The organism is Streptomyces sp. NBC_00162 (assembly GCF_024611995.1).
In the GTDB taxonomy this organism is placed as follows: Bacteria; Actinomycetota; Actinomycetes; order Streptomycetales; family Streptomycetaceae; genus Streptomyces.
The window spans coordinates 2870967-2895700 of the sequence record NZ_CP102509.1; the positions used below are offsets into that span (position 1 = coordinate 2870967).

Sequence of the window (24734 nt, forward strand, 5' to 3'; positions counted from 1 at the left end):
ACGCCGAAGCAGTACTCGAGAACCATCAGACCGTCTGGTGCCAAATAATCAACGTTCCACCCATGAGCTGACCGTGCAGAACATTTGTCTGCAATCGGTACTGTGCTCCTTAGAAAGGAGGTGATCCAGCCGCACCTTCCGGTACGGCTACCTTGTTACGACTTCGTCCCAATCGCCAGTCCCACCTTCGACAGCTCCCTCCCTTACGGGTTGGGCCACCGGCTTCGGGTGTTACCGACTTTCGTGACGTGACGGGCGGTGTGTACAAGGCCCGGGAACGTATTCACCGCAGCAATGCTGATCTGCGATTACTAGCGACTCCGACTTCATGGGGTCGAGTTGCAGACCCCAATCCGAACTGAGACCGGCTTTTTGAGATTCGCTCCACCTCACGGTATCGCAGCTCATTGTACCGGCCATTGTAGCACGTGTGCAGCCCAAGACATAAGGGGCATGATGACTTGACGTCGTCCCCACCTTCCTCCGAGTTGACCCCGGCGGTCTCCTGTGAGTCCCCATCACCCCGAAGGGCATGCTGGCAACACAGGACAAGGGTTGCGCTCGTTGCGGGACTTAACCCAACATCTCACGACACGAGCTGACGACAGCCATGCACCACCTGTATACCGACCACAAGGGGGGCACTATCTCTAATGCTTTCCGGTATATGTCAAGCCTTGGTAAGGTTCTTCGCGTTGCGTCGAATTAAGCCACATGCTCCGCCGCTTGTGCGGGCCCCCGTCAATTCCTTTGAGTTTTAGCCTTGCGGCCGTACTCCCCAGGCGGGGAACTTAATGCGTTAGCTGCGGCACCGACGACGTGGAATGTCGCCAACACCTAGTTCCCAACGTTTACGGCGTGGACTACCAGGGTATCTAATCCTGTTCGCTCCCCACGCTTTCGCTCCTCAGCGTCAGTAATGGCCCAGAGATCCGCCTTCGCCACCGGTGTTCCTCCTGATATCTGCGCATTTCACCGCTACACCAGGAATTCCGATCTCCCCTACCACACTCTAGCTAGCCCGTATCGAATGCAGACCCGAGGTTAAGCCTCGGGCTTTCACATCCGACGTGACAAGCCGCCTACGAGCTCTTTACGCCCAATAATTCCGGACAACGCTTGCGCCCTACGTATTACCGCGGCTGCTGGCACGTAGTTAGCCGGCGCTTCTTCTGCAGGTACCGTCACTTTCGCTTCTTCCCTGCTGAAAGAGGTTTACAACCCGAAGGCCGTCATCCCTCACGCGGCGTCGCTGCATCAGGCTTTCGCCCATTGTGCAATATTCCCCACTGCTGCCTCCCGTAGGAGTCTGGGCCGTGTCTCAGTCCCAGTGTGGCCGGTCGCCCTCTCAGGCCGGCTACCCGTCGTCGCCTTGGTGGGCCATTACCCCACCAACAAGCTGATAGGCCGCGGGCTCATCCTTCACCGCCGGAGCTTTCAACCCCTGCCCATGCAGGCAGGAGTGGTATCCGGTATTAGACCCCGTTTCCAGGGCTTGTCCCAGAGTGAAGGGCAGATTGCCCACGTGTTACTCACCCGTTCGCCACTAATCCACCCCGAAGGGCTTCATCGTTCGACTTGCATGTGTTAAGCACGCCGCCAGCGTTCGTCCTGAGCCAGGATCAAACTCTCCATGAATGTTTACCCGTAATCGGGTGCACACATCACGTAGAGCGGGCCAGTCATGGTCGGAATAAGACCGACTGACCACTGCGTCCTCGCTGTGTAATTGCCTGCAAGCACCCCGATACGGAGCCTCACAGGTCTTTTTCAAAGGAACCTCATCCACCGAAGTGGACGGGGTATCAACTTTTGGCGTTGATTTTTGGCACGCTGTTGAGTTCTCAAGGAACGGACGCTTCCTTTGTACTCACCCTCTCGGGCTTTCCTCCGGGCTTTCGTTCTGTGTTCTTGCGTTTCCGACTCTATCAGACTCTTTCGGGCCCGATTTCCTCGGTGCTTTCCAGGTCCTGCGCTTTCGCGCTTTCCCTTTCCGGCGATTCCGACTCTATCAGATCCTTTTCCATGTCGTTTCTGACTTGGACTTGGAATTCCGATGGCCTTCGGAGGGCCTTTCCCTTTCGGGCGGAACAGACTTTATCAGGTCTCCCTGGGTCTTGATTCCCGCCCGCCCGCATGACTCATCCGAGCACACGTGTGTGCCCGGGTGCCGTGCGAGGTGGAGACGTAAACGTACTGGAGCGGGGCCCCCGGATGCAAATCCGGTTGCCCCGCTCCAGTGACGTCGGCTACGGCGAGGGGATCAGACCTCGACGACGACGGGGAGGATCATCGGGCGGCGGCGGTAGCTGTCCGACACCCACTTGCCCATCGTGCGGCGGATGAGCTGCTGGATCTGGTGCGGCTCGGCCACGCCGTCGGAGGCTGCACGGGCGATGGCCTCCTCGATCTTCGCCACCACCGGGCCGAAGGCCGTGTCCTCGATGCCGGACCCGCGGGCCTGGATGTTCGGGCCGCTGACGACCTTGCCCGTGGTGCTGTCGACCACCACGTAGACCGAGATGATGCCCTCTTCGCCGAGGATCCGGCGGTCCTTGAGGTGGACCTCGGTGACGTCGCCGACCGAGAGGCCGTCCACGTACACGTAGCCGGCCTGGACCTTGCCGGAGATCCGGGCCTTGCCGTCGATCAGGTCGACGACCACGCCGTCCTCGGCGATGACGATGCGGTCCTTCGGGACGCCCGTCAGGGCACCGAGCTCGGCGTTGGCGCGCAGGTGGCGCCATTCGCCGTGGACCGGCATCAGGTTCCGCGGCTTGCAGATGTTGTAGAAGTACAGCAGCTCGCCCGCGGAGGCATGGCCCGAGACGTGCACCTTGGCGTTGCCCTTGTGCACGACGTTGGCGCCCCAGCGGGTCAGGCCGTTGATCACGCGGTAGACCGCGTTCTCGTTGCCCGGGATCAGGGACGACGCCAGGATCACGGTGTCGCCGGGGACGATCCGGATCTGGTGGTCGCGGTTGGCCATGCGGGACAGGGCGGCCATCGGCTCGCCCTGGGAACCCGTGCACACCAGGACGACCTCGTGGGCCGGCAGGTCGTCGAGGGTCTTGACGTCCACGACGAGACCCGGCGGGACCTTCAGGTAGCCCAGGTCACGGGCGATGCCCATGTTGCGGACCATCGAGCGGCCGACGAAGGCGACCCTGCGGCCGTACTCGTGGGCGGCGTCGAGGATCTGCTGGATGCGGTGCACGTGGCTGGCGAAGCTCGCCACGATGATCCGGTTGTGGGCGTTCGCGAAGACCGTGCGCAGGACGTTGGAGATCTCGCGCTCGGGCGGTACGAAGCCCGGGACCTCGGCGTTCGTCGAGTCGGAGAGGAGGAGGTCGATGCCCTCCTCGCTCAGACGCGCGAAGGCATGCAGGTCCGTGAGGCGGCTGTCCAGCGGCAGCTGGTCCATCTTGAAGTCGCCGGTGGCGACGACCAGGCCCGCGGGGGTCCGGATCGCGACGGCCAGGGCGTCGGGGATGGAGTGGTTGACGGCGATGAACTCGCAGTCGAAGGGGCCGAGGCTCTCGCGCTCGCCTTCCTTCACCTCGAGGGTGTAGGGGCGGATGCGGTGCTCCTGGAGCTTCGCCTCGATGAGGGCCAGCGTCAGCTTGGAGCCGATCAGCGGGATGTCCGGCTTCTCCCGGAGGAGGTAGGGGACGGCGCCGATGTGGTCCTCGTGGCCGTGCGTGAGCACGATGCCGTCGATGTCGTCGAGGCGATCCCGGATGGACGTGAAGTCCGGCAGGATCAGGTCGATGCCCGGCTGCTCCTCCTCGGGGAAGAGGACGCCGCAGTCGACGATCAGCAGGCGGCCGTCGAACTCGAAGACGGTCATGTTGCGACCGATCTCGCCGAGACCACCCAGAGGGGTGACCCGCAGGCCGCCCTTCGGGAGCTTCGGCGGCGGACCGAGTTCAGGATGCGGATGGCTCAAAAGTGTCTCCTCACCACACACGCCACGTACCTCGGAAGGCACGTGGCGTGTATGTCATTCGTGCTCTTGCTGTTGTCTGTTTCGGTCGTGCTTATTCAGTTGTGAAGTCTGTTGTCAGAGCTGTACCCCGCCGGCGGCGAGATCGCGCTTGAGCTGCGCCGTCTCTTCGGCGGTCAGCTCGATCAGCGGGAGCCGCAGCGGGCCCGCGGGCAGGCCCTGCAGGTTCAGCGCGCCCTTGGTGGTCATCACGCCCTGGGTGCGGAACATGCCGGTGAAGACGGGGAGCAGCTTCTGGTGGATCTCGGTCGCCTTCTGGACGTCTCCGCCCAGGTGGGCCTCCAGCATGGCGCGCAGCTCTGGGGTGACCACGTGGCCGACCACGGAGACGAAGCCCACCGCGCCGACCGACAGGAGCGGCAGGTTCAGCATGTCGTCACCGGAATACCAGGCCAGGCCGCTCTGTGCAATGGCCCAGCTGGCGCGGCCGAGGTCGCCCTTGGCGTCCTTGTTGGCAACGATACGGGGGTGCTCGGCCAGCCGGACCAGGGTTTCGGTGTCGATCGGGACACCACTGCGGCCGGGGATGTCGTAGAGCATGACCGGCAGACCGGTCGCATCGGCGATCGCCGTGAAGTGCCGGTAGAGGCCCTCCTGCGGCGGCTTGCTGTAGTACGGGGTCACGGCGAGCAGGCCGTGGGCGCCCGTGCGCTCGGCCTGGCGGGCGAGCTCGAGGGTGTGGCGGGTGTCGTTCGTACCGATGCCGGCGACCACGTGGGCGCGGTCTCCGACGGCTTCGAGGACGGCTCGTACGAGGTCGTTTTTCTCCGCGTCGGTGGTGGTCGGCGACTCACCGGTGGTGCCGTTGACGATCAGGCCGTCGTTGCCTGCGTCCACCAGGTGGACGGCGAGCCGCTGCGCGCCGTCGAGGTCGAGTGCGCCATCCGCCGTAAACGGCGTGATCATGGCGGTGAGGACCCGCCCGAAGGGGGTCTGCGGAGTCGAGATCGGAGCCATGGGTAACACGCTACTCGCTGCCATGCTCGACATGTCCCCTCGGGGGACGTGGGTCCGAGTGTTGGACGCCGGCACTGCCTGCTCGGGGGTTCAAGCAGTGCCGGGTCCGTTTGATCAGCCTAGATGAACTTTACGAAACGTCGCAATACGGACACTTGGGACTTGACTCCGCACATGTGTGCGTCAGGCATACAACAGGCCTTACGGGGCAACGCGGCCGTTGCCGTTGAAGGCCGCGTACGTGAGCGGCATGAGCTTCGCCCAGTGCTGCTCCATCTTCTCGCCGACCATCTCGATCTCCCGCTGCGGGAAGGACGGGACCTTCGCGAGCTCGTGCTGCGTGCGCAGACCGAGGAAGTGCATCAGCGAGCGTGCGTTGCAGGTGGCGTACATCGAGGAGAAAAGACCGACCGGCAGGACCGAACGGGCAACCTCACGGGCCACGCCCGCGGCGAGCATCTCCTGGTAGGCCTCGTAGGCCTGCCGGTACGAGTCCTCCATGACGCGGCCGGTCAGCTCCTGCTGCGCCTCGGTGCCCTCGACGAAGACGTACTTGCCCGGGCGGCCCTCCTGGACGAGCTTGCGCTCGGCGTCCGGGACGTAGAAGACCGGCTCGAGCTCCCTGTAGCGGCCGGATTCCTCGTTGTAGGACCAGCCGACGCGGTGCCGCATGAACTCCCGGAACACGAAGATCGGGGCGCTGATGAAGAAGGTCATCGAGTTGTGCTCGAAGGGGCTGCCGTGGCGGTCGCGCATCAGGTAGTTGATGAGGCCCTTGGAGCGCTCCGGGTCCTTCTGCAGCTCCTCCAGGGACTGCTCGCCGGCCGTGGAGACCCGGGCGGCCCACAGCACGTCGGAGTCGGAGGCGGAGTGCTTCACCAGCTCCACCGTCACGTCACTGCGGAAGCTGGGTTTCAGATCTGAAGCGGCGGTCTCGCTCACCGGGGGTCCTTCCAAACGTGCGTCCTGGGGCGCGCCCACTCTACGTCGCCGCCCGCGGCCCGCCGTGCAGGGCCGCTCGGGACCGCGGTCGGCCCGCAGAGCTGACGCGGCGCCAAAAAACTTGGTGAATATACCGAAATCGGGCACCGATTGAGCGGCTCGGACGTCCTACCGGGTAGAACCCACGCCCACCCGCCACAGCCACCGCCGCCCCCGGGCCCCGACCGTCAGGAGAGTCCCTCTCATGTTCAGCCGGCGCGAACCCGTCCCGTTCGCCTTCGTCGCCGAGGCCGACCGCTTCCGCAGCAACGTCACTCCGCCGCCGCGCGAGCGCCTGAGCAAGACCCAGCTCGCCGCCCGTAGTCTGGTCGGGCTGACCGTGGTTGCCGGGCTGGCCGGCTCGCTGGTCTTCGGCATGCCCGCACTGCAGCCGAGCAAGGCGCCGGAGAAGTCGCAGCAGTCGGAGGCCTCCCAGGGGCGGTAGCCTCACGGTCACAGCCCAACCGAACGTGCATGTGAGTGAGGTCCAGCCGTGCCCCTGCCCTTCCTGACGGCCGACGGTGTGTCCGACGCGGATGACGACGGCGACGAGCTGCAGGCCCATGCCGACCACGACCGCTGGCGACGGCCCTACCGGCCGGGCCCCTGGCGGGTGGGCATCGCCGCGCTGCTGCTCCTGCTGTCCGCCTTCATGCTGCTGTCCACGATGATCGTCGCCTTCGCCGGCGGCTGGGGCGGGGCCGGGGTCTGCCTCGCCGCCGCCCTCGCCGTCATCGGCTCGGCGCTGCGGCTGCTGCGCGCCGGCGTGTGGGTGAGCCGTGCGGGACTGCGCCGGGTGGGGTTCTTCGGGACCCGCTCGATCGCGTGGAGCGAGATCGCCGAGCTCCGCACGGTGCAGCAGCCGGTGCGCTGGCTCGGACTGCCGAGGACCGTACAGGGGCAGGCGCTGACCGTGGCCACGCGCGACGGCGCGGAAGTGCCGGCGCTGCTGACCGACCACAACGCCGATTTCCTGTCGCGGGCCGAGGCCTTCGACCGGGCCGCCGACACGGTCGCGGCCTGGGCCGACGAGTACCGGCCCGTGCCCGCCTGATCCGGCGCCGAGCGCGCACGCGAAGCCCGTACCGGTATCAGACCCGTACGGGCTTCCGTTCGTGCAGGGCGATCGCCCGCTGCATGGCCTTGCGCGCCCGCGGGGTGTCGCGGGCGTCGTGGTAGGCGACGGCGAGGCGGAACCAGCTGCGCCAGTCCCCCGGCGCGTCCTCGGTCTCGGCCTTGCGGCGCGCGAAGACCTCGTCGGCGGAGTCCCGCAGGATCCGGCCGTACCGGTCCCGCTCCAGCTCGTCCACGGGCAGTCCGCCCTCGGCCTCCAGCTCGGTCGCGAGCTGGTTGGCCCTGGTGACGAACTGCGTGTTCTTCCAGAGGAACCAGACGCCGATGACCGGCAGGATCAGCACGGCCGCCCCGAAGGTGACGGTGAGCCAGGTGCCCTGCCGGATCAGCATCAGGCCCCGGCTGCCGACCAGGACGAAGTAGACCACCAGGACGGCGGCCGTGAGGAAGTACGTGATCTTCGCGCGCATGGGAGTACTACCGGATCAGCCGAGGTCGAGGAAGTGTTCCAGGCCGAAGGTGAGGCCCGGGGTCTGCGTCACGCGGCGCGCGCCGAGCAGGATGCCCGGCATGAAGCTGCTGTGGTGCAGGGAGTCGTGACGGATGGTCAGGGTCTCGCCCTCGCCGCCGAGGAGCACCTCCTGGTGGGCCAGCAGGCCGCGCAGGCGGATGGCGTGCACCGGGACTCCGTCGACGTCCGCGCCGCGGGCGCCGTCGAGTGCGGTGGCGGTGGCGTCGGGCTGGGCGCCGAGGCCGGCCTCGGCCCGGGCGGCCGCGATGAGCTGCGCCGTACGGGTCGCGGTGCCCGAGGGGGCGTCGACCTTGTTCGGGTGGTGCAGCTCGACGACCTCGACGGACTCGAAGTAGCGGGCGGCCTGGGCGGCGAACTTCATGGTCAGGACGGCGCCGATGGAGAAGTTCGGCGCGATGAGCACACCGGTCCCCGGGGAAGCGGCGAGCCAGGTGTTCAGCTGGGCGAGGCGGTCCTCGGTCCATCCGGTGGTGCCGACCACTCCGTGGATGCCGTGGCGGATGAGGAAGTCCAGGTTCCCCATGACCGAGGCGGGGGTGGTCAGCTCGACCGCGACCTGGGCGCCGGCCTCGGCCAGCGTCTCCAGCTTGTCGCCGCGGCCGAGGGCGGCCACCAGCTCCATGTCGGCGGCGGCCTCGACTGCCTTGACCGCTTCGGAGCCGATGCGGCCCTGTGCGCCGAGGACTGCCACGCGCAGCTTGCTCATGTTGCTTGCTTCCTTACGTGCGTACGGGACTAGGCGACCGCTTCGTCGAGACGGGCTGCCTGCTTCTCCTTCAGCGGGCCGATCACTGCGAGCGAGGGCCGCTGGGCCAGTACATCCTGTGCGACCGAGCGGACGTCGTCCGGGGTCACGGAGGCGATCCGGGCCAGCATGTCGTCGACCGACATCTGGTCGCCCCAGCACAGCTCGCTCTTGCCGATGCGGTTCATGATTGCGCCGGTGTCCTCCAGGCCGAGGACGGTCGACCCGGAGAGCTGGCCGATGGCCCGCTTGATCTCCTCGTCGGCGAGTCCGTCCGTGGCGACCTTGTCGAGCTCGTCGCGGCAGATCCGGAGCACGTCGTGGACCTGGTTGGGGCGGCAGCCCGCGTAGACGCCGAACAGGCCGGTGTCGGCGAAGCCCGAGGTGTACGAGTACACGCTGTAGGCCAGACCGCGCTTCTCCCGGACCTCCTGGAAGAGGCGGGAGGACATCCCGCCGCCGAGGGCGGTGTTCAGCACGCCCAGCGCCCAGCGGCGCTCGTCGGTGCGGGCGAGGCCGGGCATCCCGAGGACCACGTGGGCCTGCTCGGTCTTGCGGTTGACCAGCTCGACGCGGCCGGAGGTGCGGATGCGCTTGCTGCCGGAGCGCGGGCCGATCGGCTCGGCGTCGGTGCGGGTCAGCGCGCCGGCCTTCTCGAAGGCGGCGCGGACCTGGCGTACGACCTTGTTGTGGTCGACGTTGCCGGCGGCGGCCACCACCAGGTGGGTCGGGTCGTAGTGCTTCTTGTAGAAGCGGCGGATCCGGTCGGCGCCGAGGGCGTTGATCGTGTCGACGCTGCCGAGGACGGGGCGGCCCAGGGGGGTGTCCCCGTACATGGTCTGCGCGAACAGGTCGTGGACCATGTCGCCCGGGTCGTCCTCGGTCATCGCGATCTCTTCGAGGATGACTCCGCGCTCGGCGTCGACGTCCTCCTCGCGGATCAGCGAGCCGGTGAGCATGTCGCAGACCACGTCGATGGCCAGCGGCAGGTCGGTGTCGAGCACCCGGGCGTAGTAGCAGGTGTACTCCTTCGCCGTGAAGGCGTTCATCTCTCCGCCGACCGCGTCGATCGCGGAGGAGATGTCGAGGGCGCTGCGCTTGGCGGTGCCCTTGAAGAGGAGGTGCTCCAGGTAGTGCGTGGCGCCGTTCAGCGTGGGCGTCTCGTCACGGGAGCCGACGTGCGCCCAGATGCCGAAGGTGGCGGAGCGGACGGAGGGCAGCGTCTCGGTGACGATGCGCAGTCCGCCGGGCAGGACGGTGCGCCGGACGGTGCCGATGCCGTTCTGCCCCTGGAGAAGGGTTTGGGTACGGGCGACGGCCCGCCCCTCCGAAGAGGGGCGGGCCGTCACACGGGAACTACGCGACATCACTTGTCGGAGTCGTCCTTGTCAGCGTCGTCGCCGGCAGCCTCGCCGTCGATCACGGGGATCAGGGAGAGCTTGCCGCGCGAGTCGATCTCGGCGATCTCCACCTGGACCTTGGTGCCGACCGCGAGCACGTCCTCGACGTTCTCCACGCGCTTGCCACCGGCGAGCTTGCGGATCTGCGAGATGTGCAGCAGGCCGTCCTTGCCGGGCATCAGGGAGACGAAGGCACCGAAGGTGGTGGTCTTGACGACCGTACCCAGGTAGCGCTCGCCGACCTCCGGCATGGTCGGGTTGGCGATCGAGTTGATCGTGGCACGGGCGGCCTCGGCGGCCGGGCCGTCGGAGGCACCGATGTAGATGGTGCCGTCGTCCTCGATCGTGATCTCGGCGCCGGTGTCCTCCTGGATCTGGTTGATCATCTTGCCCTTGGGGCCGATGACCTCACCGATCTTGTCCACCGGGATCTTGACGGTGATGATCCGCGGGGCGAACGGGGACATCGCGTCCGGCGTGTCGATCGCTTCCATCATCACGTCGAGGATGTGGAGGCGGGCGTCGCGGGCCTGCTTGAGGGCGGCGGCCAGAACCGAGGCCGGGATGCCGTCGAGCTTGGTGTCCAGCTGGAGCGCGGTGACGAACTCCTTGGTGCCGGCGACCTTGAAGTCCATGTCGCCGAAGGCGTCCTCCGCACCGAGGATGTCGGTGAGGGCGACGTAGTGGGTCTTGCCGTCGATCTCCTGGGAGATCAGACCCATGGCGATGCCGGCGACGGGGGCCTTGAGGGGCACACCGGCGTTCAGCAGCGACATGGTGGAGGCGCAGACCGAGCCCATGGACGTCGAACCGTTGGAGCCGAGGGCCTCGGACACCTGACGGATCGCGTAGGGGAACTCCTCGCGGGTCGGGAGGACCGGCACGATGGCGCGCTCGGCGAGCGCGCCGTGGCCGATCTCGCGGCGCTTGGGCGAGCCCACGCGGCCGGTCTCGCCGACGGAGTACGGCGGGAAGTTGTAGTTGTGCATGTAGCGCTTGCGGGTCACCGGGGAAAGGGTGTCCAGCTGCTGCTCCATACGGAGCATGTTGAGGGTGGTGACGCCCAGGATCTGGGTCTCGCCACGCTCGAACAGCGCCGAGCCGTGCACGCGCGGGATGGCCTCGACCTCGGCGGCGAGGGTACGGATGTCCGTGATCCCGCGGCCGTCGATGCGGACCTTGTCCTTGATGACGCGCTCGCGCACCAGGGCCTTGGTCAGGCTGCGGTAGGCGGCGGAGATCTCCTTCTCGCGGCCCTCGAAGGCCGGGAGGAGCTTCTCGGCGGCGATCTCCTTGACGCGGTCCAGCTCGGCCTCGCGGTCCTGCTTGCCCGCGATGGTCAGCGCCTGGGAGAGGTCACCCTTGACGGCGGCCGCGAGGGCCTCGTACACGTCGTCCTGGTAGTCCAGGAAGACCGGGAACTCGCCCTCGGGCTTGGCGGCCTTGGCGGCCAGGTCGGCCTGGGCCTTGCAGAGGACCTTGATGAACGGCTTCGCGGCGTCGAGACCCGCGGCGACGATCTCCTCGGTCGGCGCCTGGGCGCCGCCCTTGACGAGGGCGATGGTCTTCTCGGTGGCCTCGGCCTCGACCATCATGATCGCGACGTCGCCGTCCTCCAGGACGCGGCCCGCGACGACCATGTCGAAGACGGCGTCCTCGAGCTCGGTGTGCGTCGGGAAGGCCACCCACTGGCCGCGGATCAGCGCGACGCGGACGCCGCCGATCGGGCCGGAGAAGGGCAGACCGGCCAGCTGGGTGGACGCGGACGCGGCGTTGATCGCGACGACGTCGTACAGGTGGTCGGGGTTGAGCGCCATGATCGTGGCGACGACCTGGATCTCGTTGCGCAGGCCCTTCTTGAAGGACGGGCGCAGCGGGCGGTCGATCAGGCGGCAGGTGAGGATCGCGTCCTCGGAGGGCCGGCCCTCGCGGCGGAAGAAGGAGCCGGGGATCTTGCCGGCGGCGTACTGCCGCTCCTCGACGTCCACCGTCAGGGGGAAGAAGTCGAGCTGGTCCTTGGGCTTCTTCGACGCGGTGGTGGCGGAAAGCACCATCGTGTCGTCGTCCAGGTAGGCAACGGCGGAGCCGGCGGCCTGGCGGGCCAGACGGCCCGTCTCGAAGCGGATGGTGCGGGTGCCGAAGGAACCGTTGTCAATGACGGCCTCGGCGTAGTGGGTCTCGTTCTCCACTAGCGTTTTCTCCATTTTCGTCGTCTCCGTCCGCCGCCCGTGTGGCGGTGGACGGTTGCGGAGAAGCGCTCCTGGCGTGCGGGCCGGTCTTCGATCGAAGCATCCGGTTCGTTGCCCCTGGGGCATTCCGGGTGCCACTACCGAGGACCGGCGGCGTCGGGAGGGCGCTCCTCCTCTTCAGTTGTGCGCGTCTGCCTCAGACGCGCACGTGCGGCCTTTCCAGACTACAAAGGGTCCGGTCCGGTCCGCACGTACAGCAAAGGGAGCGGCCCCCGGATGTGGGAACCGCTCCCTCCACAGCGCTTTACTTGGCGCCGGCCGCACCGCGGCGGATGCCGAGGCGCTCGACCAGCGCACGGAAGCGCTGGATGTCCTTCTTGGCCAGGTACTGCAGCAGGCGGCGACGCTGGCCGACCAGGATCAGCAGACCACGACGGGAGTGGTGGTCGTGCTTGTGCGTCTTGAGGTGCTCGGTCAGGTCCGAGATGCGGCGGGAGAGCATCGCGACCTGGACCTCGGGAGAGCCGGTGTCGCCCTCCTTGGCACCGAACTCGCTGATGATCTGCTTCTTCGTAGCGGCGTCGAGCGGCACGCGTACTCCTCGTTTAGGTCTTCAGTGCCACCGAGTGCCCCAGGTCGAATTCTCTGGGGATCTTCCGTAACTCGGGAGGCGAGGTCCGCTGAGCGCAGTCCACAGACCCTCTGTCGAGGAGTCCGGGGGACGCGTACACAAACGGCCGTCACACAGCGTACCAGGCTGCCGGGACGCGGCGTCTCAGCTGGTGAGAGCGCGGGCCCGGGAGTAGACGTCCAGCACGGCCAGGGCCAGCGGGACCAGGCTCAGCAGGACCGCCGCCTCGGTGAGGTCGAGCAGCCTTCCCCAGAAGGGTGACAGGCCCTTGCGGGGGATGACAAGCGCAATTCCCGCGAGGAGGGCCGCGCCGGCCGAGACGGCGGCGGTCAGCCAGATCGTACGGAGGTCCATGCCACTGTGGTCCTGCTTCATGACCAGGGCTTCGATCAGGTCGGCCGGCGGGTGCAGGGCCAGGCCCAGGATCAGCAGCGCGATGGCGACGAGGCCTGCGGCGAGGGCGCACACCACCTGGGAGGTGTAGCGGAAGAGCCGGGCGCGCAGCAGCATGGCGAGGCCGGTGGCGAGGGCGAGCAGCCTGCCCCAGGTGTTGTCGGAGAAGCCGAGGACGGCGGCGGCCCCCACGGCGACCGCGGCGCAGCCGCCGACCAGGCCGAGCAGCATCTCGTGGCCGCGGCGGGCCTGGGCGGCGATCTGCTCGGCGTCGAGGGTGGCGCCCGGGTCGTGCTGGTCGGTGCCGGGCCGGTCACCGTACGGCTCCGTCTCGTAGCGGTCCGGGGTCTCGTAATCCTCGGTGGCGCTCTGCGGGGCGGCGTAGCCGATGGGCAGGCGGGCGAAGCGGGCGGAGAGGCCGGGGAGGAAGGCGACGAGGCCGATGGCGACGGGTGCGCAGGCCGCTGCGGTGGCGGTCGCGGAGGCGCCGGTGGCGATGGCCGTGAAGGTGGCCAGCGTGCCGGTGGCGGCGACGAAGGTGGCCGCCACGAAGGGGGCGTCGCCGCTGGGGGTGAGCGCGACCAGCGCCACGGAGGCGACGAGGACGCAGACGCAGCCGAGCAGGAACTGGAGGCGGCCGGGGCCCTGGCCGGCGGCGGGGGCGATGATCCCGGAGCCGGCGATCAGCAGCTGCGGCAGGGCCGCGAGGCCGAGTGCCACGGCGGAGCCCCGGTCCCGGTAGACGCGGGCGCGGACGCCGGCCACGGCGGTGAGCAGGACTCCGACGGCGCCCGCGATGATCCCCGGCAGCCCGTGCATGTCGTGGCGCAGGGGGTCGGCGTACCAGAGGACGAAGCCGAGCATGACGAGGAGCAGTGCGGCGCCGGCCAGGCCCGTGCCGCGCAGCATGTCGTCGCTCCAGCGGTGCCGGTCGCGGACGACGGCCGAGGCGACGGCGTCGGAGACGTCGTCGAAGACGGCCGGCGGCAGGGACTCGGCGAAGGGGCGCAGGCTGAGCACCTCGCCGTCGAGGACCTGCTGGGCGGCGAGGGTGCGGGCGCCGTCGAGGACGGTGCCGGAGCGGCGTACGAGGTGGAAGCCGGTGGGGGCACCGACGGGCTGGGTCTGGCCGGTGAGGCGCAGCAGCTCGGGATAGACGTCGGCGACGGCGATGTCCTCGGGGAGGGCGACGTCGATCCGGCTGTCCGGGGCCACGACGGTGACCCTGCAGAAGCCCGTCGTTGCGGCCGTACTCACCTGTGTGACCCCCCGTGTTGGTGCCCGCGGCGGCGGACGATTCGCGGATGCGCATACTGCGCGCGCCACCCTACCGGGCGTCTGCCCGACAGTCGGCAAGTAGGATCACCGACGCGTGGAGGAGACCCCCTCCCCGCCCGGGACTTGGGGGCGCCGGTTGCGGTGTCCCGTCCGTTTTCGAGGGATTGATGCTCCGGTGAGCCAGATCGTCGTCAAACGCCCGCCGCGGTCCCTGCCGCCCGAAGTGCCTTCGGACGAGCTGCGGCTGGAGGCACCGCCGGAGCTACCGCGGGGGCAGCAGGAGGGCATGCTGATGCAGCTCCTGCCGATGCTCGGCATGGGCTCCTCCGTCGTGTTCTTCTTCATGCCGGGTGCTGCGCCGTTCATGCGCATCATGGGTGTGCTGATGCTGGTGTCGACGGTGGCGATGGTGGTCGCGCAGCTGGTGCGGCACCGCCGGGGTACGCAGGGGCAAATGGCCGATGTGCGCCGGGACTACCTCAAATACCTTGCACAGACGCGTCGTCAGGTACGCCGGACCGCGCGGGCGCAGCGCGACGCGCAGCTGTACCTGCACCCGGCTCCGGAGCAGTTGTGGTCGGTGGTGGCCGAGGGTTCGCGGCTGTGGGAGCGGCGGGTCGGTGACGCGGACTTCGGTCAGGCGCGGCTCGGGCTGGGCTCGCAGCGCCTGTCGACGGCGCTGGTGGCGCCGGACACGGCGCCGGTGGACGAGCTGGAGCCGTTGACTGCGGGCGCGATGCAGCGCTTCCTGAAGGTGCACTCCTCACTGGACGGGCTGCCGATGGCGGTGTCGATCCGGGCGTTCTACCACGTGACCGTGTCGGGTGAGCCGGAGTCGGCGCGCGGTGCGGCGCGGGCGCTGGTGGCGCAGCTGGCGACGCTGCACTCCCCCGAGGACCTGGTGGTGGCCGTGGTGGCCGCGCCGGGTGCGGTGCCGTCGTGGGACTGGACGAAGTGGCTGCCGCACGCGCAGGTCCCGGGGCAGGTGGACGGGGCCGGTACGAAGCGGCTGTTCGGCGACGACCTGGGTGAGCTCGAGGGGCTGCTGGCACCCCGGCTGGAGGGGCGGCCGCGGTTCAGCCGTGACGTGTCCCCGGTGCTGGACCAGCCGCACCTGGTGGTCGTGCTCGACCCCAACTCACCTCGCGGTGGCCTGGTGCCGCCGGACTCGGTGTTCGCGGCGGCCGAGGGTTTGCAGGGCGTCACCATCGTCGAGGTGGTCGCGGGCGAGCTGGACGAGCCGCGCGGCGGGCTGTCGGTCGTGGTGCGACCGGGCCGGCTGCGCCTGGAGTCGGGCGCGGGCCTCGCGTATGAGGGCACGCCGGACACCCTGTCGCTGCCGGCCGCGGAGGCGCTGGCCCGTCAGCTGGCCCCGCTGCGCACGGGCGGCGGGGACGACGACGAACCGCTGCTGGCCAACCTGGACTTCACGGATCTGCTGAACCTGGGGGACGCGGCCGCGGTGGACGTGGCGCGGACCTGGCGGCCGCGGTCGGCCGGTGAGCGGCTGCGCGTGCCGATCGGTGTCGGCGAGGGCGGCGCTCCGGTGATGCTGGACCTCAAGGAGGCCGCGCAGGAGGGCATGGGGCCGCACGGCCTGTGCGTGGGCGCGACCGGTTCCGGCAAGTCGGAGCTGCTGCGCACGCTGGTGCTGGGTCTGGCGGTCACGCACACCTCGGAGACGCTGAACTTCGTCCTCGCCGACTTCAAGGGCGGTGCGACCTTCACGGGCATGGGGCAGATGCCGCACGTGGCGGCGGTCATCACCAACCTTGCGGACGACCTCACGCTCGTGGACCGGATGGGCGACTCGATCCGGGGCGAACTGCAGCGCCGTCAGGAGCTGCTGCGCTCGGCGGGCAACTACGCGAACATCCACGACTACGAGAAGGCGCGCGCGGCGGGTGCTCCGCTGGAGCCGCTGGCCTCGCTGGTGCTGGTCATCGACGAGTTCAGCGAGCTGCTGACGGCGAAGCCCGACTTCATCGACATGTTCATCCAGATCGGCCGGATCGGCCGGTCGCTGGGCGTGCACCTGCTGCTGGCCTCGCAGCGGCTGGAGGAAGGCAAGCTGCGCGGGCTGGACACATACCTCTCGTACCGGATCGGTCTGCGGACCTTCTCGGCGGCGGAGTCGCGGACGGCGATCGGTGTGCCGGACGCCTACCACCTGCCGTCGGTGCCCGGTTCGGGCTATCTGAAGTTCGGTACGGACGAGATGACCCGGTTCAAGGCGGCGTACGTCTCGGGGACCTACCGCTCGGGCGGGCCGGACCTGTCGGTGGGCCTGTTCCCGGTGGAGCGGCGGCCCGCGCTGTTCACGGCGGCTCCGGTGCCGGTGGTGTACGCGGCCCCCGACCCGGCGTATCTGGCGGCGCAGTCGGCGCGGGAGGACGACGCGCTCGCGGACACGGTGCTGGACGTGATCGTGAGCCGGCTGGAGGGGCAGGGGGTGCCGGCGCACCAGGTGTGGCTGCCGCCGCTGGACCAGGCTCCGCCTTTGGACCAGTTGCTGCCGGCGCTGGCGCCGAGCACGGAGCGCGGGCTGCACGCGGACGGGTACACGCGCCCCGGCGGGCTCGTCGTGCCGCTCGGCCTCATCGACAAGCCGTTCGAGCAGCGGCGCGAGGTGCTGTACCGGGACTTCTCGGGTGCGGCGGGCCACATGATGGTGGTCGGCGGTCCGCAGTCGGGCAAGTCCACGCTGATGCGGACGCTGATCTCCTCGTTCGCGCTCACGCACACCCCGCGCGAAGTGCAGTTCTACGGACTGGACTTCGGCGGTGGCAGCCTGTCCTCGATCGCCGAGCTGCCGCACGTGGGCGGGATCGCCTCGCGGCTGGACCCGGAGCGGGTGCGCCGTACCGTCGCGGAGGTGGGGGGCATCCTCAACCGCCGCGAGGAGTTCTTCCGCTCGAACAACATCGACTCGATCGGCACCTACCGGCGCCGGCGGGCGGCGGGCGACCTGCCCGGTGAGCCGTGGGGCGACGTGTTCCTGGTCATCGACGGCTGGGGCGGCTTCCGCGGCGAGTACGAGGGCCTGGAGCAGGTGGTCACGGACATCGCGGCCCGCGGTCTTGGCTACGGCATCCACGTGGTGATCACCGCGGCGCGGTACATGGAGGTCCGCTCGGCGCTCAAGGACCAGATGCTGAGCCGGCTGGAGCTGCGGCTCGGCGACGTCATGGACTCGGAGTTCGACCGGAAGGTCGCGGCGAACGTCCCCACGGGGATGCCGGGCCGCGGCCAGGTGCCGGAGAAGCTGCACTTCCTGGGCGCGCTCCCGCGGATCGACGGCTCGCACGACCCGGCGGACCTGTCGGAGGCCACGGCCGCCTTCGTGGACGCGGTGAAGCGCCACTGGGCGGGGGCCGCGGCCCCCGGAGTGCGGCTGCTGCCGCGGCTGCTCCACGCCGACCAGCTGCCCAGGGGCGGGAACCACCCGGGCCGCGGGATCGCGATCGGCATCGACGAGACGGATCTGGAGCCGGTGTTCGTCGACTTCGACTCCGACCCGTTCCTCCTGGTCTTCGGCGAGAGCGAGTCGGGCAAGACGAACCTGCTGCGGCTCATCACCCAGCAGATCGCGGAGCGGTACACGCCGGAGCAGGCGCGCCTAGTGGTGGGCGACTACCGGCGGAGCCTGCTCGGGGCGCTGCCGGAGGCACACCTGCTGGAGTACGCGCCGATGGCGAGCTCGCTGCAGATGCACATGGAGGCGCTGGGCGGGGTGTTCTCCCGCCGCCAGCCGCCGAACGACGTCACTCCGCAGCAGCTGCGCGACCGCAGCTGGTGGACGGGGCCGGACGTGTTCATCGTCATCGACGACTTCGACCTGGTGGCCACGAGCCAGGGCAATCCGCTGGCGCCGCTGGTGGACTTCCTGCCCTTCGCCCGGGACACGGGCGTGCGCTTCATCATCGCGCGGAACTCGGCGGGTGCCTCGAGGTCGATGTACGAGCCGTTCATGCAGCGGATCAAGGAGCTGGGCGCGCAGGGCGTCGTCCTGTCCGGCGATCCCTCCGAGGGCGACCTGGTCGGCAACGTGCGGCCGCGTCCGATGCCGCCGGGCCGGGCGTACTTCGCCTCGCGCAGGCGGGGCACCTCGCTGGTGCAGCTCGGGCGGATGCCGGGAATGTGAGGAAACCGGTTCCCCTCGGCGGCGCAGCACCGATAATCGGCGGTGAAGACCGCGCCACCGAGGGGAAAGGCCGCACATGGGCACCCAGCAGGAGAAGGACGAGCTGTACGCGCTCGACATCAGCGGCGTGGAGTGGGAGGGCCCTCCCGGGACCAGCCCCGACGAGGAGCGGGTCGAGATCGCCCGGCTGCCCGAGGGCGCGGTGGCCATGCGGTCCTCCCTGGACCGGGACACGGTGCTGCGGTACACCAAGGCCGAGTGGGACGCCTTCGTACTCGGGGCCCGGGACGGCGAGTTCGACCTCGACCGCCACCGGCCCTGAGACGGGCGGCGGTACGCCGAAGGGGCGCGCCCGGTGCGGGCGCGCCCCTTCGTACGTGGTGTACCGGGCTCAGTAGGCCTCGGTGAACAGGCGCGAGGCCTTCACGTCGGTGGCGCGGTAGTCGCCCTTGCCCTGCTCGATGAGCTTGGCGACGGTTTCCAGCTTCTTCTGCATCTCGTCGGCGACGCGCTTGTACTTGTTCTGGAGGGTGACGTACTCGCGGTGCGCCTCACCGTCCCAGGTGTCGGTCACCACCTTCACGGCCTGCTCCATCTCGTTCAGGTCCTTGATGATGTTGTTCGACACGACGCGGATGCGGTCCGCCATCTGCTGAACGGTCTCGTACCGTACCCGGGTGTTGCCGTCATTTCCCGACATGATCTTCTCCTTCGCGCTGGTGGTGGCTGGGAACGACGCCGGTCAGATGCCCTCGAGGCCGGACCGGCCGCCGCCCGCACCGCCGGAGGGGGCGACCGCCCGGAATGCAGCGCGTACGTCCTCGTCCTGGGCGTTGCTCAGGTTCTTGGTCTGCGAGACCGCGTGGTGCAGGACCCCGAGCAGCCGGCGGATCTCGTCGTGTTCCGTGTTGAGGTCCGTCTGGGCCTTCGCGAAACCTGCGGCACCGACACCGGTCCAGCCCGCGCTGACGGTGGCGATGATGTCGGCCAGCTCGCGGGCCTGGGTGGTGACGGCGTTGGCCGTCTCGCCGATCCTGTTGGCCGCCTTGACGACCGGATCGTCCGCGAGTCCGAAATTATTCGTCATCCGAAGCTCCTCACTTCTCAATTCGCCGGCAGAACCGGCGGATTGCGTGGCGGAGCGGACGTTCCCGGCGCGGTTTTGAGTCACGCGCCCCGGACATCCCCCTCCGCTTCACGCGATCCCCCGATCACATTCGTGAAGCCTGCCGTCACTCTAGTCAGTTCAGCCTCACGGCCCAACACCAGTGGGTTGCTTCCGTAGATGAACTGTGACCGTTCACTGCAAACGGCGTCTGCGGCTGCGTGCGTCCCGGATGACGGTCGCCGTCCCCGCGATGACGGCGATGAGGACGGCGCCGATGCCGAGAGCGTACGTGCCGAACCGCTCCTCCCGCTCCTGGGCCGTCTCGGTGAGCCGGAGCGCGGCCGCCTCCGGGGCGGCCGCCGGGGGCGGGCCGGGGTCCGGGACGGGCGCCTTCGGGACCTCTCGGTCCTGGCTGAGCGCGCGCACCGGGTCGACGATGCCCCAGCCGACGTAGTCGTCGCGGCCCTTGACCGAGCGTTCGGCGGTGTTCTGGATCTGCCAGACGATCTGCTGCGCCGACCAGTCCCCGTGCTTGGCGCGGAGCAGGGCGGCGACCCCGGCGACGTACGGGGCGGAGAAGCTGGTGCCGTTGTCGATGCACTGGCCGAAGCCCGGGACCGTGGAGACCATGTCGACGCCGGGCGCCGCCACCCCGATGAAGTCGCCGGGCTGGGAGAAGGCGGCCCGCTCGTTGTTGCGGTCCGAGGCGCCCACCGCGAGCACGCCGGGGAAGGCCGCCGGGTAGGTCTTGCGCTTCTCGCCGCTCATGCCGTCGTTGCCCGCCGAGGCCACCACCACGACCTTGGCGTCGACGGCCTTCTGCACGGACTTGCCGAGCTCGGAGTCCGCGGTCAGCGGTACGTCGGTGTCCTGGGAGATGTTGATCACCTGGGCGCCCTTGGCCACCGCGTGGTCGATCGCCTGGCTCAGCGAGAGGGCGTTGCCCTTGCCCTGCCCGTCGTTCTGCCGGATCGGGATGATCGTGGCGTCGGGGGCCAGTCCGACGAAGCCGGTGCCCTCCTGGGGGCGGGCCGCGATCAGTCCGGCGACCTTGGTGCCGTGGCCGACGGTGTCGGTGGTTCCGTCGCCGCCCTTGGGGTCGATCAGGTCCTTGCCGGCGCCGACGTCGAGAGCGCCGCTGAGCTGGGGGTTCGCCCGGTCCACACCGGTGTCGATGACCGCGACGCGGACGCTGTTGCCGTTCTTGTCCTTGCCCTTGGTGTGCGCCCACAACTCGTCGAGGAGCAGCCGCTGGAGGGCCCAGGGGCGGTCCTCGATCTGCTTCTTCATGGGGAAGGTGCACTCGCCGGCGCCGTCGAGACGCAGGGCGTACGGGGGCTGCGGCGCGGCGGGCCCGGCGGTGGCGGGCGCGGCGGCGCAGACCCCGGCGAGGGCGAAGGCGGCGGCGAGCAGGGCGTGCCGCCGCTGCGGGAGCTGGGTCATCGGCGGCTTCCTCACGAACCCTGCGGCTGGCGGGCGGAGTTGGTGTCCAGCCGCGGGCCCTTGGAGAGGAACTCCGACCAGGCGATGGGCACCATGGCCGGTGCCACGCCCGCGTAGCCGAGCCGGATCTGCGCCTGGCTCGGCTCCGGGGCCCCGGGGGCACCCGCCGTGCCGCCCTTCGCCTGCTGGTCGGGGGCGCCGATCTTCGACTGCTCGGCGTCACTGTCGCCGTTGGCCTGGACGGCGTACCGCAGGCCCGTGTCGGTGACCAGGAAGAGGGAGCCGCCGGCCGTGGTCTGCTTGCCCTGGACCTGCGTGTAGAGCAGCCCCGAGCCCGGGGTGACGTACGCGCTGGTGCCGCTGGCGGTGATGTCGATGGGGAAGCCGGTGCCGGCCCAGGTGCTCAGCGTCTGGCTGCCCTGGCCGTCGACCGCGCGCAGGACGTTGCAGACGGTGTCGCGGCCGCCGGGGTCAGTGGCCTGGGCTCCGGGTGCCGGTGCGCTCTGGTTGACCCGTTCCGCCTTCTTCTGCGGCCACTTGACGTCGCCGGCGAACGGGGCGGGATCCGGGCTGAGGGCCTGGAGGTCGACCTCGCGGGCCTTGCCGTGCATGTTGAGGCCGTCGGTCGCGGGCGCGGAGATCAGCAGCCAGGCGACGAACTCGGAGACCGGCGCGACCTTCCCGGGCAGGACCACGTAGTGCTGGGTGCCGGAGCCCGTCTGGGCCGTCAGCACCATGCCGACCTTGTTGTCGGCGGTGACCAGGCCCTTGACGTCGGCGTTGGCGCCGGCCTTGCCGGGCAGCTGCGGGAAGGCCAGGTCGTCACCGGAGTTGAGGGTCGCCAGCCACTGCTCGGTGACCTGCTGCGGGGTGGCGCTCGTGCCGACCAGGGCGTTGGTCATCGTCCCCGCGGCCGCAGTGCCCTCCGGGAACTTGTACTTCGTGCCCGCCGCGTCGACCAGGTAGCGCTCCTTGCCCGCGCCGGTGCTCTGCACGTACAGCGTCTGGGTGTCGGTGAGCCTGCGCTCGTCGTCCGTCAGGTGCGCCTCGCGGTCGGCGAGCACGAAGGCGGCGGTCTGCACCCCGCGGCCGTTGCCGCCCGGCTGCTGACAGACGGCCCAGCGCTTGGCCTTGGCCGCGTCCTCCTTGGCGGGGAGCCGGTCGGGGGCGTAGGGGATGCCGATGATGGGGCCGCGCGGCGGCTTGCCCGCGTCCAGGACCTTGTCGTCGACCTGGATCACCTTGAACTTCGAGGGGTCCAGCAGCAGTCGGGCGGAGGCGAGGTTGAGCACCGGGTGCAGCCGGGTCTGGTCCTTGCCGTTCACCTTCGTCGTCAGGACCACGTACCGGGTCGTCGACTGCTTGCCGACGAGCACCTGGGTGCCGGCGTCCGCCCAGCCCTTGGGGGCCGTGGGCTTGAACATGCCCCAGGCGCCGAAGGCGGCGAGCACGACCGCGGCGACGATCACGCCCGGGACGACCGCGCGCAGCGGGCGCGGCGCGCCCTCCTCGGTGCCCGTCGCGGACGGCTGGAGGAACGCGGCCACCGTGCGCCGCTTCGCAAAGGTGTACGCGTTGAGCTCATCACGTCGTGATGCCATGACCGCCTGCTTCTCCCCGCACGGCCCGGTCGGTGAGTACGGTCCCCGAGCCTCGATTGTCGGACCGGGCACCTACTATGCCTCTTGACCGACGGTATGCAGGGGCCGGGTAGGGTGAGGGTGCCGCTCAGCGCCTTCCACACCGGGGTAATCAGGGCTCGTTGGGGTGGATTGGGGAGATTCCGGGATCGCGCGGCTGCCGTCGCGCAGTGCCGGAACTCACGGGGTCTGGGCACCGAAAGGGGAAGTGCGCGAGTGATGGCAACGGCAACGCAGCCGCAGACCGGCGCGGCCGCACCCGCACACGGCGGGGTGACGCCGCATCCGAAGTCGAGCCCCGGCCGCTTCGGTCCGTTCCGATTGCAACAGCTCGTACTGCTTCAGGTGGCCGCGGCCGTCCTGTTGGTGGCCTGGGTGGTCGAACCGATGCTGCTGGTTCCCGCCGGGGTCCTCGCGCTCGTCCTGGTGGTGCTCGCGGTCGTACGCCGGCACCAGCGCTCCCTGCCCGAGTGGATCGGCGGTGCGCTCGCGCTGCGCGCGCGACGGCGCCGGGCCGCGTCCCTGACCGTGCCCGCGGGCACGGAGCCCGGGCTGGCGCCGCTCGTCGAGGCCGATCCGGCACTGCGCACGCTCACGTTCAACGACCGCGACCGGCGGCCGGTCGGCATGATCGGCGACGGCACCTTCCTGACCGCGGTCGTCCAGGTGGACACGGACGCCACCGCACTGCGGCCCGACCGGGGGGCGCGGCCGCTGCCGCTGGCCGTCGTACGGGACATCCTCGAAGTGGACGGCATCCGGCTGGAGTCCGCGCAGCTGGTGCAGCACACCCAGCCCGCGCCGGCCCCGCACCTGCCCGCCCAGTCGATGGCCACGCGCAACTACGCGCCGCTGCAGGCCCGGACCGGCACCCCGGCGGTGCGGCTGACCTGGATCGCGCTCAAGCTCGACCCGGAGCTGTGCCCCGAGGCGGTCACCGCGCGCGGCGGCGGGCTGGCGGGTGCCCAGCGGTGTGTGGTGCGCGCGGCGGACCAGTTGGCGAGCCGGCTGGCCGGGGCCGGGTTCAAGGCCAGTGTGCTGACCGAGCAGGAACTCACGGCGGCCCTGGCCACCTCCTCGTGCGCGAACCCGATGGCCATCACCCAGGCCGGGCGGTCGGCCAGCACGGGGCGGCGTACGGAGGAGACCCCGCGGACCTGGCGCTGTGACGACCGGCGGCACACCACGTACTGGATAGGCCGCTGGCCGCAGCTGGGCGGCGCGGGGGCGGCGGCGCTGCCGCAGTTCGTGGCGCTGCTGACCTCGCTGCCGGCTCTCGCGACGAACTTCAGCCTGACGATCGCCCCGGCGGAGCGCCAGGGCGTGACGCTGAGCGGACACGTCCGGGTGACGGGGCGCAGCGACGAGGAACTGGTCGCCGCCCGGCGGGAGTTGGAGCGGACGGCGCGGGGCGTGAAGACCGGGCTGGTCCGGCTCGACCGTGAACAGGTACCGGGGCTGCTGGCTTCGCTGCCGCTGGGAGGGGCGCGATGAGGGGCGGTTTCGGGCTGGTCGGCCCGCGTCGGGAGCGGCACGTGGTGCCCGCCGTGGACCTCGACGCCCTCGCGCTGCCCGTCGGGGACGACGGGGTCGTCATCGGCGTGGACGCCGAGGGGCGGCCGGCGGTGCTCGGCGTCAACCGGCCGACCCCGTACGAGGTGACCCTGATCGGCGGTCTGTGGACGGCGCAGGTGCTGGCGCTGCGCGCGGCGGCCACGGGTGCGCGGGTGGCGGTGGAGACGGGGCGCGGGCACGTGTGGTCCGGGCTGGCCCAGGCGGCGGGCGGCGGGCAGCAGTGCGTGACCCTGCACGAGGTGGGCCGGGTGCCCCCGCAGGGCGCGTCGGCGGGCAGCCCGGTGCTGGTGATCCGGGACTGCGGTATGCGGCCGCCGCGCGGGCGCGTGGTGGCCGGGCCCTGGCAGTCGGTGCTGACGCTGCTGCCGTACCTGAGCCCGACGGCGCCGCGGTTGCTCCAGCAGTCGTCGCTGGTGGGCGTGCAGCGGGTGTCGCCGGACGAGGCGGAGCAGATCGGCCGGCTGATGAGCCTGCCGCGGCCCGCGGTGGATTCCCTGCCGACACTGGGCGACGGGGTGACGCTGTGGTGTACGCCACGGGACGGGCAGTTCGTGATGACCCAGGGGACGGAAGCGGAGACGGGCCTGTTGGGCCCGGCCCGGCGGATCGACTGAGCGCCGGCGGGGCAGACGGGGGCG

19 protein-coding genes and 1 rRNA gene are annotated in these 24734 nt (G+C 69.8%); 6 read left to right on the top strand and 14 right to left on the bottom strand.

The features are described 5' to 3' along the window. Positions 1-113 precede the first annotated feature (113 nt). The 4 genes from JIW86_RS13160 to thyX form a co-directional block, all read right to left on the bottom strand. Positions 114-1638: ribosomal RNA gene (locus JIW86_RS13160) — 16S ribosomal RNA — on the bottom strand. 625 nt (positions 1639-2263) lie between these two features. Continuing rightward, positions 2264-3949 carry a ribonuclease J gene (locus JIW86_RS13165; RefSeq protein ID WP_215148813.1) on the bottom strand — a complete coding sequence of 562 codons (1686 nt, stop codon included), beginning with the start codon at positions 3947-3949 and terminating at the stop codon, positions 2264-2266. Between the two features lie 114 nt (positions 3950-4063). Next, positions 4064-4963, bottom strand: coding sequence for a 4-hydroxy-tetrahydrodipicolinate synthase (gene dapA / locus JIW86_RS13170; RefSeq protein WP_257553921.1), 900 nt, complete (start codon positions 4961-4963; stop codon positions 4064-4066). A 201-nt stretch (positions 4964-5164) separates the two neighbouring features. After that, positions 5165-5905 (bottom strand): FAD-dependent thymidylate synthase, encoded by a 741-nt coding sequence (thyX, locus tag JIW86_RS13175; protein WP_215148809.1) that lies wholly within the window; start codon positions 5903-5905, stop codon positions 5165-5167. A 244-nt stretch (positions 5906-6149) separates the two neighbouring features. On the opposite strand from thyX, the gene JIW86_RS13180 reads away from it, so the two are divergent. Then, positions 6150-6389 (top strand): hypothetical protein, encoded by a 240-nt coding sequence (locus tag JIW86_RS13180; protein WP_215148807.1) that lies wholly within the window; start codon positions 6150-6152, stop codon positions 6387-6389. A 48-nt stretch (positions 6390-6437) separates the two neighbouring features. Next, positions 6438-6998, top strand: a complete 561-nt coding sequence (locus tag JIW86_RS13185) for a PH domain-containing protein (RefSeq protein WP_257553922.1) — start codon at positions 6438-6440, stop codon at positions 6996-6998. A 37-nt stretch (positions 6999-7035) separates the two neighbouring features. Here the strand turns inward: JIW86_RS13185 and JIW86_RS13190 are convergent, their stop codons facing one another. From JIW86_RS13190 to eccD, 6 genes are all read right to left on the bottom strand, one after another. Further along, entirely contained in the window at positions 7036-7488 is a 453-nt protein-coding gene (locus JIW86_RS13190; protein ID WP_215148803.1) for a hypothetical protein, read from the bottom strand. Between the two features lie 15 nt (positions 7489-7503). Further along, on the bottom strand, positions 7504-8256 hold the full coding sequence (dapB, locus tag JIW86_RS13195; protein WP_215148801.1) for a 4-hydroxy-tetrahydrodipicolinate reductase: 753 nt from the start codon (positions 8254-8256) through the stop codon (positions 7504-7506). Positions 8257-8285: 29 nt separating this feature from the next. Next, positions 8286-9665, bottom strand: coding sequence for a M16 family metallopeptidase (locus tag JIW86_RS13200; RefSeq protein WP_215148799.1), 1380 nt, complete (start codon positions 9663-9665; stop codon positions 8286-8288). Continuing rightward, positions 9662-11884, bottom strand: coding sequence for a polyribonucleotide nucleotidyltransferase (locus JIW86_RS13205; RefSeq protein ID WP_257559306.1), 2223 nt, complete (start codon positions 11882-11884; stop codon positions 9662-9664). The genes JIW86_RS13200 and JIW86_RS13205 overlap by 4 nt, the downstream gene beginning before the upstream one ends. A gap of 304 nt (positions 11885-12188) precedes the next feature. Further along, the gene (gene rpsO / locus JIW86_RS13210) at positions 12189-12476 is read right to left on the bottom strand and encodes a 30S ribosomal protein S15 (protein ID WP_215148797.1); all 288 of its coding nucleotides are present in this window, start codon (positions 12474-12476) and stop codon (positions 12189-12191) included. A 183-nt stretch (positions 12477-12659) separates the two neighbouring features. Continuing rightward, positions 12660-14165 carry a type VII secretion integral membrane protein EccD gene (eccD, locus tag JIW86_RS13215; RefSeq protein ID WP_257553923.1) on the bottom strand — a complete coding sequence of 502 codons (1506 nt, stop codon included), beginning with the start codon at positions 14163-14165 and terminating at the stop codon, positions 12660-12662. 196 nt (positions 14166-14361) lie between these two features. Between eccD and eccCa the strand changes: the two genes are divergently transcribed. Continuing rightward, entirely contained in the window at positions 14362-18330 is a 3969-nt protein-coding gene (gene eccCa / locus JIW86_RS13220; protein ID WP_257553924.1) for a type VII secretion protein EccCa, read from the top strand. Between the two features lie 76 nt (positions 18331-18406). Beyond that, on the top strand, positions 18407-18652 hold the full coding sequence (locus tag JIW86_RS13225) for a DUF397 domain-containing protein (protein ID WP_215148791.1): 246 nt from the start codon (positions 18407-18409) through the stop codon (positions 18650-18652). Positions 18653-18721: 69 nt separating this feature from the next. Here JIW86_RS13225 and JIW86_RS13230 read toward each other — a convergent pair whose 3' ends face one another. The 4 genes from JIW86_RS13230 to eccB form a co-directional block, all read right to left on the bottom strand. Continuing rightward, positions 18722-19030, bottom strand: a complete 309-nt coding sequence (locus JIW86_RS13230; RefSeq protein WP_257553925.1) for a WXG100 family type VII secretion target — start codon at positions 19028-19030, stop codon at positions 18722-18724. A gap of 42 nt (positions 19031-19072) precedes the next feature. Continuing rightward, entirely contained in the window at positions 19073-19417 is a 345-nt protein-coding gene (locus tag JIW86_RS13235; RefSeq protein ID WP_215148787.1) for a WXG100 family type VII secretion target, read from the bottom strand. A gap of 213 nt (positions 19418-19630) precedes the next feature. Further along, positions 19631-20881, bottom strand: a complete 1251-nt coding sequence (gene mycP / locus JIW86_RS13240; protein WP_257553926.1) for a type VII secretion-associated serine protease mycosin — start codon at positions 20879-20881, stop codon at positions 19631-19633. A gap of 11 nt (positions 20882-20892) precedes the next feature. Continuing rightward, complete coding sequence (eccB, locus tag JIW86_RS13245) at positions 20893-22482, bottom strand: type VII secretion protein EccB (protein ID WP_257553927.1); 1590 nt, start codon at positions 22480-22482, stop codon at positions 20893-20895. Between the two features lie 258 nt (positions 22483-22740). Here eccB and eccE point away from each other — a divergent pair, with 258 nt between their 5' ends. Then, positions 22741-24015, top strand: a complete 1275-nt coding sequence (gene eccE / locus JIW86_RS13250; RefSeq protein WP_257553928.1) for a type VII secretion protein EccE — start codon at positions 22741-22743, stop codon at positions 24013-24015. Then, complete coding sequence (locus JIW86_RS13255; RefSeq protein WP_257553929.1) at positions 24012-24710, top strand: hypothetical protein; 699 nt, start codon at positions 24012-24014, stop codon at positions 24708-24710. Before eccE ends, JIW86_RS13255 begins: the two co-directional genes overlap by 4 nt. Positions 24711-24734: the final 24 nt, after the last annotated feature.

Excerpts from the sequence above, each read along its gene's own strand:
- JIW86_RS13180 (WP_215148807.1), top strand. The coding sequence starts at position 6,150 with ATGTTCAGCCGGCGCGAACCCGTCCCGTTCGCCTTCGTCGCCGAGGCC.
- mycP (WP_257553926.1), bottom strand. The coding sequence starts at position 20,881 with ATGACCCAGCTCCCGCAGCGGCGGCACGCCCTGCTCGCCGCCGCCTTC.
- JIW86_RS13235 (WP_215148787.1), bottom strand. The coding sequence starts at position 19,417 with ATGACGAATAATTTCGGACTCGCGGACGATCCGGTCGTCAAGGCGGCC.
- JIW86_RS13225 (WP_215148791.1), top strand. The coding sequence starts at position 18,407 with ATGGGCACCCAGCAGGAGAAGGACGAGCTGTACGCGCTCGACATCAGC.
- eccE (WP_257553928.1), top strand. The coding sequence starts at position 22,741 with ATGGCAACGGCAACGCAGCCGCAGACCGGCGCGGCCGCACCCGCACAC.
- eccB (WP_257553927.1), bottom strand. The coding sequence starts at position 22,482 with ATGGCATCACGACGTGATGAGCTCAACGCGTACACCTTTGCGAAGCGG.
- JIW86_RS13190 (WP_215148803.1), bottom strand. The coding sequence starts at position 7,488 with ATGCGCGCGAAGATCACGTACTTCCTCACGGCCGCCGTCCTGGTGGTC.
- JIW86_RS13255 (WP_257553929.1), top strand. The coding sequence starts at position 24,012 with ATGAGGGGCGGTTTCGGGCTGGTCGGCCCGCGTCGGGAGCGGCACGTG.
- dapB (WP_215148801.1), bottom strand. The coding sequence starts at position 8,256 with ATGAGCAAGCTGCGCGTGGCAGTCCTCGGCGCACAGGGCCGCATCGGC.
- dapA (WP_257553921.1), bottom strand. The coding sequence starts at position 4,963 with ATGGCTCCGATCTCGACTCCGCAGACCCCCTTCGGGCGGGTCCTCACC.
- JIW86_RS13230 (WP_257553925.1), bottom strand. The coding sequence starts at position 19,030 with ATGTCGGGAAATGACGGCAACACCCGGGTACGGTACGAGACCGTTCAG.